Genomic DNA, 10543 nt, shown 5'->3' on the forward strand with positions numbered 1-10543 from the left:
GAGTATGTTCGTTAATCATAATGTGCCCTCAAACAAGATTTGAAGATCTGATCATGAAATTGAGATTTAGTTCAAAAAAATCCCCGCTAATTTCTTAGCAGGGATTTGTGTATAAGAGACAGCTAATTAGCGCCTTTTTGATTATTGTTTAATTTTTATAATTGCCACTCTCTGGCTATCAGCTCACTTGGTTGACTCGTTAACCACTCTTGCGGGCGTAAGTAATACTGATATAGGTCAGCTTCTGGGCTACTTGGCTCTGGTTTATAGTTATATTCCCAGCGTGCAAGTGGTGGCATAGACATCAATATAGACTCAGTGCGCCCGCCACTTTGTAATCCAAATAAAGTGCCCCTATCCCATACTAAATTAAACTCAACGTAGCGCCCGCGACGATAAAGCTGAAAATCACGTTGTTGCTCTGTGTATTCGTCATTTTTGCGACGTTCAATAATAGGTAAATAGGCATCTAAAAATCCATTACCCACCGATTGCATAAACGCAAAACTCTTTTCAAAACCAAGTTCGTTTAAATCGTCAAAGAACAAACCGCCTACTCCGCGAGTCTCATCTCTGTGCTTTAAATAAAAGTACTCGTCGCACCAGGTTTTGTATTTTGGATAAATGTCGCTGCCAAAAGGCGCACAAATGTCGTGAGCAACTTGATGCCAATGTTGTACGTCTTCTAATACTGGATAAAAAGGAGTGAGATCAAACCCGCCACCAAACCACCATATTGGCTCTTCGCCTTCTTTTTCAGCTATAAAAAAGCGCACATTGGCATGACTTGTTGGTACATGAGGGTTTTTAGGATGAATAACTAACGACACACCACACGCATGAAAGCTGCGCCCTGCAAGCTCTGGCCTATGTGCTGTTGCCGAACCAGGCATTGAAGCGCCAAATACGTGTGAGTAATTAACTCCGCCTTGCTCTATTACAGTACCATTTGTGGTTACGCGTGTACGACCACCACCACCTTCTGCTCGCTGCCAGTTATCTTCTATAAATTTAGCACTGCCATCTGCAGCCTCCAAACCTTGGCAAATAGTGTCTTGCAAAGCCATAAAGTATGCTTTTACTTGATCTAATAATTCGCTTTGCATATTAACCTCTAAATATTTTGCCAGTCATGGCATCTTTTATTGTGCTTGGTTGAGTATTACCACCTAACGGCTCGTCAACGTAAAAGCCAACTTGTTCTGCAAATTGCGCTTTGGCTTGCTCAATACTAATTACCGTTTCTTGACCGGTTAAGTTTGCACTGGTTGATACTAATGGCTTACCAAACTCTTGGCACAAACGCTTTACTGTTGGATGGTTTGTTACTCTTACCGCGATGGTATCAAACTGCCCTGTGAGCCATTTAGGCGTATTTTTAGATGCAGGCATCACCCATGTAATTGCAGCAGGCCAACTCGAAAAAATATCAGCGCGTTTATCCATTGGTATTTTTGCATCATCTACGTATTTTAATAATTGTCCGTAGTTATCAGCGATTAAAATAAGCCCTTTTTCAACCGGGCGCTGCTTAATAGCTAATAGTGCCTCAACGGCTTGTTGATTATCTGGATCACAACCTAAACCATATACAGCTTCTGTTGGGTATAAAATAACTTCGCCTTGCGTTAAGCATGTTATTGCAGTGGGCGTATTTGAAAGGTCTGACAAAGTAGTCTCCAGATATAATTAAACGTTATTCAGTTGGGGTGAGCTTATGCATGCAGCTTTTTTGTGGGCATTGCAATAATATGCCGTTTGCCATATTTCTTTCTATGACGATAGGCCAATCACATTCAGGACACGGATGTTCAACCGGTTTATTATTAAGCGTGTATTTACAGCTTGGATAACAATCACAAGAATAAAATACTTTACCAAACTTATTACTGCGCGCGACTAAATGACCTTTTTTGCATTTAGGGCAACTAGGCAAAGTATCTTCGCTTTGCTTTTCTTCATTTTCGTTAGCAATGTAATGACACTCTGGATAACCCGTACACCCAATAAACATACCATAGCGGCCATTTTTAACCACCAGCGGTTTGCTACACTCAGGACATGCTGAATCTTCTAATATTTTGATTTCGTTACTGTCGTGATGTGCCAGCGGCCTAATAAAGTCGCATTTGGGATAACTTGCGCATCCTAGAAAAGGGCCTGATTTACTATTGCGGATCACTAACTCTGAACCACACTGTGGGCATATCTCGTATTCTTTTTCGAGGGCGTGCTTGTTCGCCGAGAAAAGCGAATGGTCGATTTTACTCATGGTGATCCTAATAGGTTGGTGAATTTTCGCCTAATATACCCAAACCACTTAAAGATACAAGCAATGCCGTGCTTATCCTTTTAAGTAATTTGAGTACAATTAAGATAATTATCTCTAATGAAGAAGTTCGCTGGGTTCATCAAAAATCAAATCTTCCATTTGCTCATATGCCTCTTCAGAGCCAGGAACGTTAAACAAGATCATAAGTACAATCCACTTTAAGTCTTCTAGGCTTATAGTTGGTTTATCGAGAGAGGCTAAACAGTCCATTACCATTTCACGTGTTACATTGTTAATTACGCCTATTTGTTCAATAAACATTAAAAAGCCACGACACTCAGCGCTGAGCCTTTGGCATTCTCTATCGGTAAATATACGCACAGCATCTTTAGGGTTAGCAATAAGATAAGGAGACTCATCGCTGTGTTGTAAATCAGCTAGTTGCTCTAACCAATCAAGAGCTTTAAATATCTCAGGCTTATTAAAGCCCGCACGCAGTAGCTCATCGGTTAACTCATTTTGCTCTGCAAATATATCCGCTTCGCTATGAATGTAATTTTCAAAAAGATACAAAAGAATATCAAACATATTACCTTCCTGCGCTTAACTTAATATAACCATCTAACACTCGCTCAATCTGATCGTCTAATTCTAAATCGAGCAACCTACTGAGTACTTTATCTATTGGCCACTGCGCACGACGCACAATGTCATCTACACTGGTTACTTCAAAGCCAATACTATTTAAAACCTCACATTGAGAATTGGCTTGAATCGGTTGCTCTTTATTAGCTAAGTTACTATCGTAAGTAAAACTCACCTCATCAAGAATGTCAGCCACGTTTTCTACCAGCTTAGCACCTTGCTTTATTAAAAAGTGACTTGCCTGCGCTAACGGGTTTTTAATAGAACCCGGTACTGCAAATACCTCTTTATTTTGTTCAAGCGCATAGCGTACTGTAATTAACGAACCACTTTTAATTTCAGCCTCAACAATAAGCACCCCTAACGATAACCCAGAAATAATACGATTACGGCGCGGAAAGTTATGAGCATGAGCAGCTGTGCCTGGTAAAAACTCACTCACCAACAGGCCGCTTTCTAAAACTTGGTCTGTTAATAGTTTATGGCGTTTGGGGTAGTAAATATCAACCCCAGTACCAAGCACCGCTATGGTTTTCCCCGTACCAGCAAGAGAGCCTTTATGTGCTGCACCATCTATTCCCCGCGCCATACCTGAAGTAACTGTAATACCCGCCAAAGTTAACTCGTATGCAAATTCTGAGGCTATTTCAAGCCCGGTAGGTGTAGCATTACGACTGCCAACAATTGCAATTTGTGGAGTTGATAATAACGAGACATCTCCCCTGCAAAAAAGTAATAAAGGCGCACTGGCAATCTGCCGGAGATCTTCTGGGTAAAGCGCATCAAAAATACAAACAACAGTAATGTTGTTCAGCGCTATTAATTGCTCATAATGACTGACTTGTTGCCAATTGGTGTTGAGTAAATTACTCGCTTGATTAGCGGTTAACCCAAGCTGTAAAAGCTTGTCATGAGATAAGTCGAATAACGACCCAAGGGAATAGTTTGTAGATAGTGCTAAAAGGGTTTTTATACCCAACCCTTTACACATATAAAAGGCAAGCCAGTGGGCTAGCTTGCCAGATGACTGATCCATGCTCTCTCCTAGAGCACCGACTCGCTACTTCTTAATGAATAACTGCAATATCTCCAATGCGAATTGGGTGCTGGTTTTTAGTTATTAATGCATAACTTACTTTGTCATACACTTTAAAGACAATTAGCTCGCCAACTTTTTCTTTAGGCATAGTCCACGTTGTGCTCTCTTCGTCAGACTCATCACCAAATAATTGGCTCACATCAGATAAAAGCTTCTCGTATTTACTAGAATCTTCTGGGTAACGAGGACCACGAGGACCATCGATAACCGTTGGTGATTGACGCTCTAGATCTAATACATGACCCGCTTCTATATTTTGTTCACTGCCTAAGTTTAGCACCACAACATCCATTGTGCTGAATTCTCTAACTTCACGTGGTGAAGCAATAATATTACCTGTTACAGGCTCAGAGGGACGGTGTATATCAAAGTACGCAGGGAGCATTTGGCCTTCCATTGCCGGCATTAAAAAATCACCTTGCTGAATTTCTCGTTTAACAGACTCAACACGTAATGACGAAGGCACGCCATTTTTCTCATCACCCGTTCTAAAGGCACGTGCTATACCCACATAAGATGCACGCGTTGCTAACACTTCACCAGTTAAGTCTGTGTAAGGGTCACCTTTATGGTAAATGGCATATGCTTTATGTACTTGTAAGTCGCCTTTGGCATATAAAATATGGCCTAACGTTTGTGTTTTAGTATTTTCGTTAGCACCTAAAATATAAGGCTTACCTTTAATATCATCACTGTTCATTGCTTGCTCGTAACTGATATAAGGTTTGATCATTTCAAGCGGCAAAGTAGTAATAGCATTACGCCCTTTTGGTGTAATACGACCCTGAGGAGATAGCTTTCTATATCCTTTATTGATCACTAAACGTGGGTTTCCATCAGCATCGTATATCAACGCTAATGCATCACCGGGGTAAATTAGGTGTGGGTTGTCAATTTGTGGATTCATTTGCCAAAGTTCAGGCCATAGCCAAGGCTCATCTAAATAGATGCCAGAAATATCCCAAAGTGTATCGCCTTTTTTTACAACATACTGTTTTGGTGCGTCTTTTTTTATTTTAAGTACATCAGCAACTGCGGGAAACGCAGTGCTTAACGTAAGCATGATTGCAAGTAATGGAGATTTCATCGAGCTTCCTTGTATTGTTTTTTCATTATTATTGCCCAAAACCTGTTAAAGGTGAACGCGAATGGCTAAAATAAGAGCATACAATACCCTAAATTAAGCACAAGTGAAAAAGGTAACTATGGCTAGGTTAGAAGTTTTAAGATTTCCAGATGAACGTTTACGTACCGTAGCAAAAGATGTTGTACAAGTTGACGACACTGTACGCCAAATTGTAAAAGACATGCTAGAGACAATGTACGATGAAAATGGCATTGGTCTTGCGGCCACGCAAGTAGATATTCATCAACGAATCGTTGTTATTGATGTATCAGAAGAGCGCGATGAGCCACTGGTTTTAATTAATCCACAAATCATTAAAAAAGACGGCTCTACCGTTAGCGAAGAAGGCTGTTTATCAGTACCTAACTCGTATGCAAAAGTAGATCGTGCAGAAACAGTAACCGTTGCTGCACTTAACGAAAACGGTGAAGAATTTGTACTAGATGCAGATGAATTATTGGCTATTTGTATTCAACATGAACTAGATCACCTTCAAGGTAAGCTATTCATTGATTACCTATCTCCATTAAAGCGCCAACGTATTCGTAAAAAGCTTGAAAAAGAAGCCAAGTTTGCAGAACAGTAATAAGCACCTTAGGAAAACTCAGTGACTCAACCATTACGCATTATATTTGCCGGTACGCCGGACTTTGCCGCACGTCATTTACAAGCGCTGATACAAAGCGAACACCAAATAGTGGGTGTATATAGCCAACCAGATCGCCCTGCAGGTCGTGGTAAAAAATTAAAAGCTAGTGAAGTGAAAGAGCTAGCGCTTGAGCACAACTTACCGGTTTTTCAGCCACAGTCATTAAAAAATGATGAAGCACTAGCAGAGCTAACTAGCTTAAATGCCGACATTATGATTGTTGTAGCATATGGCTTAATTTTACCTAAAGCTATTTTAGAAGCGCCACGTTTAGGTTGTTTAAATGTGCATGGCTCTATATTACCGCGCTGGCGCGGCGCTGCACCTATTCAACGCGCAATTTGGGCAGGTGATGAGCAAACCGGCGTAACAATAATGCAAATGGATGAAGGGCTAGATACCGGCGATATGTTACATATAAGCCGCTGCCCTATTAGCACGACAGAAACTAGCGCAAGCTTATACACAAAGCTTGCTGAGCTAGGTCCAGATGCGTTAATTGAAACCATTAATAAATTAGCGAATGGTGAGATCACTCCTGAACCTCAAAACGATGAACTTGCTAACTACGCTAAAAAGCTTTCTAAAGAGGAAGCTAATATCGATTGGTCCATGAGTGCGCTGCAAATTGAGCGAAACATTCGCTCTTTTAACCCGTGGCCAATGTGCTTTACCCAAATGGGTGGACAAACAGTAAAGATTCATCAAGCACAGGTTGTGCAGCAATCAGGTGATCCTGGGCAAATTTTATCAAGCGACAAAAATGGCGTAGTAGTGGCGTGTGGCGAACACGCTTTATGTATTACGCAATTACAGCCGCAAGGTAAAAAACCAATGGCAATTAACGACTTTTTAAATGGTCGTAGTGACTGGGTTACTCCTGGCACAATATTAGGCGAAAACAATGAGTAATGTTCCAAACGTACGAGCGCTTGCCGCTGAAACTTTATATAACGTAGTTGATAAAGGCGCATCGCTTAATCAAGAACTTCCATTTGCAAGCCAAGGCTTGCCGCCTAAAGATAAAGCGTTGCTACAGCAAATTTGTTATGGCGTTTTACGCTACTTACCGAGCCTTGAAAATTACTGCCAACACTTAGTAGAGCAGCCATTAAAAGGTAAACGTAGAATATTTCAGTTTTTATTATACGTAGGTATTTATCAACTGCAGCATATGCGCGTACCACCTCATGCTGCCATTTCAGAAACGGTTAACGCACTGGCTCAACTACGCGCTTTAGGATTAAAAGGACTGATAAACGCCATTTTACGTAGCTTTCAGCGTCAACAAGCTGAGCTTGAAGAAAAAGCGAAGCTTATTCCGGTATGTTTATACAACCATCCAAATTGGTTTATTAAACAGGTGCAAACAGCCTACCCTGATAGCTGGGAAGCACTACTTGAAGAAAACCAGCAACAAGCGCCAATGTGGCTTCGTGTCAATCAAGCCCAATTTAGCACGCAAGAATACAGCGACATGCTTAGCGCTAACGATATTGAACACACCTTAAACCCTGATTTTATTGATGGGATTAAACTTGCCAAACCACGTGATGTATTTTCGTTGCCTGAGTTTGATACAGGTGCATGTTCAGTACAAGATGCTGCTGCACAGTTGGCAGCCCGCTTTTTAGAACCTAAAGCAGATGACTATATTTTGGATGCCTGCGCAGCCCCTGGCGGTAAAACATGTCATATTTTAGAGCTTGCTGATGCTGATGTACTTGCACTTGATAGCGACTCAACTCGCCTTGAACGTGTTAAGCAAAACTTAACTCGTATTGGCTTAGGTGCAGACCTACAATGTGGCGATGCATCGCAACCACATACCTGGTGGGATGAAAAATTATTTGATCGTATTTTACTTGATGTGCCTTGTTCGGCCACTGGCGTAATTCGCCGTCACCCTGACATAAAATGGTTACGTCGCGCATCAGACATCGAAGACTTAGCTAAGTTACAAAGCGATATTCTTGATAGCATTTGGCCACTGTTAAAACCAGGTGGCACATTGGTATATGCTACGTGTTCGGTTCTTCCACAAGAAAACCAACAGCAAGTTGCTAAGTTTTTAGCTAATAACGATGATGTAGAACATATACCTCTACACGAAAACGATACCGTAACAACGCCAGGTTTGCAGTTACTGCCCGGTGAAAGTGATGGATTTTATTACGCTAAGCTAGTTAAAAAAGCCTAATAGCCGTACACTAAATAGTTAGCCATTTATGAAACATTAAATGGCTATTTTTTTAATTAAATTATGATCAATACCACGGGTAAATAATGAAAATAATTATACTCGGTGCCGGGCAAGTTGGTGCTACGCTTGCTGAAAACTTAGTTGGCGAACAAAACGAAATTACCGTTGTTGATATAGACGGTAACCGATTACGTGAACTTCAAGATAAGTACGACTTACAAGGGGTTATGGGCCACAGCGCGCATCCTGATGTATTACGCCGCGCAGGTGCTGAAGATGCCGATATGATTATAGCGGTAACTAGTTCAGATGAAGTGAACATGGTTGCATGCCAAGTGGCATACAGTATTTTTAAAACACCCACTAAAATTGCCCGCATTCGCTCAGAGCAATATTTAAAATACCGCGAAAAACTTTTTCAAAACGACGATTTACCAATCGATCATTACATTGCTCCCGAAGCACTGGTCACTAAGTATATTCGCCGTTTAATTGACTACCCTGGTGCTCTGCAGGTATTGCAATTTGCTGATGGCATGCTCTCGTTAGTAGCCGTAAAAGCTTACTATGGCGGTTTACTTGTAGGTTATGCGTTATCTGCACTTAAAGAACATATTCCTAATGTAGAAACTCGTGTTGCCGCTATTTATCGTCAAGGTAAAGCAATAAAACCATTGGGTACCACCGTTATTGAAGCCGATGACGAAGTATTCTTTATTGCCGCTACAAAACATATACGCGCGGTAATGAACGAGCTACAAAAACTTGAGCGTTCGTACAAAAAAATTATGATAGCTGGTGGCGGTAACATTGGGGCAGGCCTTGCCCGCTCACTTGAAAAAAACCACACCGTTAAACTAATTGAACGCAGTAAAGAACGTGCTGAGCAACTCTCAGAAATGCTCGATAATACGGTTGTTTTTTGTGGTGACGCATCTGATCAAGAACTGCTCTCAGAAGAGCATATTGAACAAGTAGATGTGTTTATTGCCGTAACCAATGACGATGAAGCAAACATTATGTCAGCCATGCTTGCAAAACGTATGGGCGCACAAAAAACCATGGTGCTTATCCAGCGTGGTGCTTACGTTGATTTGGTACAAGGCGGCGAAATAGATATTGCCATATCCCCACAACAAGCAACTATATCAGCGTTATTAACGCACGTACGCCGTGGTGATATTGTTAACGTGTATTCACTGCGTAAAGGCGCAGCAGAAGCCATTGAAGCGGTTGCTCATGGTGATGAAAACACATCTAAAGTGGTTGGTCGTGCGATTGCCGACATAAAACTTCCTGCGGGTACAACTATTGGCGCAATAGTACGTAATGACGATGTGCTGATAGCTCATGATGATACAATTATTATGTCGGGCGATCATGTCATCATGTTTTTAATCGACAAAAAACACATTACCGTTGTAGAAAAACTATTCCAAGTAAGTGCTATATTCCTTTAACTAGTTACGCTAATTAGTTAATTTAAAATACAAAAAAGCCGCTGACTAAGGCGGCTTTAGTGGAGTATCTTCGAATATTGATTACTGTACTTTTGAAAACTCTTCTTTAGAGATTTCACCATTTCCATCAGCATCTAAATCATCAAAAATCTTTACAAGTTGAGGGTTAATCTTCGCTTCTTCCATTGTAATCGCACCGTCGCCATCTGCATCAAAAGAGGCAAAATCCACTGCTGCGTATGCTGCTGATGAAGATGCTAAAACGATAACTGCAAGTGTTGTATTGAATGTTTTCATAATAATATCCTAGTAATATGGGAAGTCCTTTGCAAAGATCCCTGACTGTGAAAAATGTTTAATTAGTAATTAGCGAACTCTTCTTTAGAAAGCTCGCCGCTACCATCTGTGTCTAGCTCAATAAATTCAGCCATTAAATCGGTATCGACTGCCGCTTCGCTTGGGCTAATTGTGCCGCTACCATCGATATCAAGGCTGTCAAAATCTGATGCTGCAAATGCAGCTGAAGAAGATGCTAATACTATAAGTGCTAATGCTTTATTTAAATGTTTCATAACTTAATCCTTCAATGTTCTATCAAAAAAATTGCTTCGTTTAACTTAAAACGTAATTTTTCACTTCCTTGTTATCCTCTTTCGTAAGCTCCCTTGCCTACTTAGGTTATCTTTGGCAACTCAGGATAAATACTTTTTAATTAAGCTTCTGAAAATTCTTCTTTTGATAACTCACCATTTTGGTCGGTATCAAGCTCAGAAAACATGCTCATTAATTTTGCGTCTACTGATGCTTCTGCTTGGCTAATTGTGCCACTGCCGTCTACATCAAGTGTGTCAAAATCTGTTGCTGCAAAAGCGGCTGAAGAAGATGCAATAGCGATAAGTGCTAAAGTTTTATTAATGCTTTTCATAATATGTATCCTTCAAATTTATGTGTGTGCGATTAAGTAGCCTCAGCGCAAGGTGAGGTTGTATCTCCAGTTAACTACAATTCTCCTGGCCAAGTTGTTATTGCAGGGCATAAAGCGGCAGTAGATAGAGCATCACAAGCATGTAAAGATGCTGGTGCTAAACG

At 40.8% G+C, this 10543-nt stretch carries 13 protein-coding genes and 1 pseudogene; 5 read left to right on the forward strand and 9 right to left on the reverse strand.

Annotated features, from left to right (window positions below; genetic code table 11):
- Positions 1–155: 155 nt before the first annotated feature.
- The 6 genes from hemF to H5115_RS19665 form a co-directional block, all read right to left on the reverse strand.
- Positions 156–1106, reverse strand: coding sequence for an oxygen-dependent coproporphyrinogen oxidase (gene hemF, locus H5115_RS19640; RefSeq protein ID WP_182673056.1), 951 nt, complete (start codon positions 1104–1106; stop codon positions 156–158).
- Position 1107: 1 nt separating this feature from the next.
- Positions 1108–1671 carry an L-threonylcarbamoyladenylate synthase gene (locus H5115_RS19645; RefSeq protein ID WP_004335153.1) on the reverse strand — a complete coding sequence of 188 codons (564 nt, stop codon included), beginning with the start codon at positions 1669–1671 and terminating at the stop codon, positions 1108–1110.
- Between the two features lie 25 nt (positions 1672–1696).
- Positions 1697–2272 carry a type I DNA topoisomerase gene (locus tag H5115_RS19650; RefSeq protein WP_004335155.1) on the reverse strand — a complete coding sequence of 192 codons (576 nt, stop codon included), beginning with the start codon at positions 2270–2272 and terminating at the stop codon, positions 1697–1699.
- A gap of 114 nt (positions 2273–2386) precedes the next feature.
- Entirely contained in the window at positions 2387–2860 is a 474-nt protein-coding gene (locus H5115_RS19655) for a DUF494 family protein (protein WP_182756942.1), read from the reverse strand.
- Position 2861: 1 nt separating this feature from the next.
- The gene (gene dprA, locus H5115_RS19660; protein WP_182756944.1) at positions 2862–3953 is read right to left on the reverse strand and encodes a DNA-processing protein DprA; all 1092 of its coding nucleotides are present in this window, start codon (positions 3951–3953) and stop codon (positions 2862–2864) included.
- Positions 3954–3984: 31 nt separating this feature from the next.
- Entirely contained in the window at positions 3985–5103 is a 1119-nt protein-coding gene (locus H5115_RS19665) for a LysM peptidoglycan-binding domain-containing protein (RefSeq protein ID WP_182756946.1), read from the reverse strand.
- A 118-nt stretch (positions 5104–5221) separates the two neighbouring features.
- Here H5115_RS19665 and def point away from each other — a divergent pair, with 118 nt between their 5' ends.
- From def to trkA, 4 genes are all read left to right on the forward strand, one after another.
- A complete protein-coding gene (gene def / locus H5115_RS19670) occupies positions 5222–5728 on the forward strand; it encodes a peptide deformylase (protein WP_182756948.1) in 507 nt (168 codons plus the stop codon).
- Between the two features lie 21 nt (positions 5729–5749).
- A complete protein-coding gene (fmt, locus tag H5115_RS19675) occupies positions 5750–6703 on the forward strand; it encodes a methionyl-tRNA formyltransferase (RefSeq protein WP_149594821.1) in 954 nt (317 codons plus the stop codon).
- On the forward strand, positions 6696–7991 hold the full coding sequence (rsmB, locus tag H5115_RS19680; RefSeq protein WP_004335167.1) for a 16S rRNA (cytosine(967)-C(5))-methyltransferase RsmB: 1296 nt from the start codon (positions 6696–6698) through the stop codon (positions 7989–7991). The genes fmt and rsmB overlap by 8 nt, the downstream gene beginning before the upstream one ends.
- 86 nt (positions 7992–8077) lie before the next feature.
- Entirely contained in the window at positions 8078–9454 is a 1377-nt protein-coding gene (gene trkA / locus H5115_RS19685; protein WP_004335170.1) for a Trk system potassium transporter TrkA, read from the forward strand.
- Positions 9455–9535: 81 nt separating this feature from the next.
- Here the strand turns inward: trkA and H5115_RS19690 are convergent, their stop codons facing one another.
- The 3 genes from H5115_RS19690 to H5115_RS19700 form a co-directional block, all read right to left on the reverse strand.
- Positions 9536–9751, reverse strand: coding sequence for a calmodulin (locus H5115_RS19690; protein WP_182756950.1), 216 nt, complete (start codon positions 9749–9751; stop codon positions 9536–9538).
- Positions 9752–9813: 62 nt separating this feature from the next.
- The gene (locus H5115_RS19695) at positions 9814–10026 is read right to left on the reverse strand and encodes a calmodulin (RefSeq protein ID WP_004335174.1); all 213 of its coding nucleotides are present in this window, start codon (positions 10024–10026) and stop codon (positions 9814–9816) included.
- 140 nt (positions 10027–10166) lie between these two features.
- Positions 10167–10379: an EF-hand domain-containing protein gene (locus tag H5115_RS19700; protein WP_004335175.1), complete on the reverse strand. Its 213-nt coding sequence runs from the start codon at positions 10377–10379 to the stop codon at positions 10167–10169.
- Positions 10380–10421: 42 nt separating this feature from the next.
- On the opposite strand from H5115_RS19700, the pseudogene H5115_RS19705 reads away from it, so the two are divergent.
- Positions 10422–10543: pseudogene (locus tag H5115_RS19705) on the forward strand (malonyl CoA-acyl carrier protein transacylase); the annotation flags it as partial.

The sequence above is a fragment of the Pseudoalteromonas sp. SR44-2 genome, assembly GCF_014163745.1.
Classification (GTDB): domain Bacteria; phylum Pseudomonadota; class Gammaproteobacteria; order Enterobacterales; family Alteromonadaceae; genus Pseudoalteromonas; species Pseudoalteromonas distincta.

What these genes read in the sequence shown, in the direction of transcription:
- hemF (WP_182673056.1), bottom strand. Translation starts at nt 1,106, where the DNA reads ATGCAAAGCGAATTATTAGATCAAGTAAAAGCATACTTTATGGCTTTG.
- H5115_RS19650 (WP_004335155.1), bottom strand. Translation starts at nt 2,272, where the DNA reads ATGAGTAAAATCGACCATTCGCTTTTCTCGGCGAACAAGCACGCCCTC.
- H5115_RS19655 (WP_182756942.1), bottom strand. Translation starts at nt 2,860, where the DNA reads ATGTTTGATATTCTTTTGTATCTTTTTGAAAATTACATTCATAGCGAA.
- dprA (WP_182756944.1), bottom strand. Translation starts at nt 3,953, where the DNA reads ATGGATCAGTCATCTGGCAAGCTAGCCCACTGGCTTGCCTTTTATATG.
- H5115_RS19665 (WP_182756946.1), bottom strand. Translation starts at nt 5,103, where the DNA reads ATGAAATCTCCATTACTTGCAATCATGCTTACGTTAAGCACTGCGTTT.
- def (WP_182756948.1), top strand. Translation starts at nt 5,222, where the DNA reads ATGGCTAGGTTAGAAGTTTTAAGATTTCCAGATGAACGTTTACGTACC.
- rsmB (WP_004335167.1), top strand. Translation starts at nt 6,696, where the DNA reads ATGAGTAATGTTCCAAACGTACGAGCGCTTGCCGCTGAAACTTTATAT.
- trkA (WP_004335170.1), top strand. Translation starts at nt 8,078, where the DNA reads ATGAAAATAATTATACTCGGTGCCGGGCAAGTTGGTGCTACGCTTGCT.
- H5115_RS19690 (WP_182756950.1), bottom strand. Translation starts at nt 9,751, where the DNA reads ATGAAAACATTCAATACAACACTTGCAGTTATCGTTTTAGCATCTTCA.
- H5115_RS19695 (WP_004335174.1), bottom strand. Translation starts at nt 10,026, where the DNA reads ATGAAACATTTAAATAAAGCATTAGCACTTATAGTATTAGCATCTTCT.
- H5115_RS19700 (WP_004335175.1), bottom strand. Translation starts at nt 10,379, where the DNA reads ATGAAAAGCATTAATAAAACTTTAGCACTTATCGCTATTGCATCTTCT.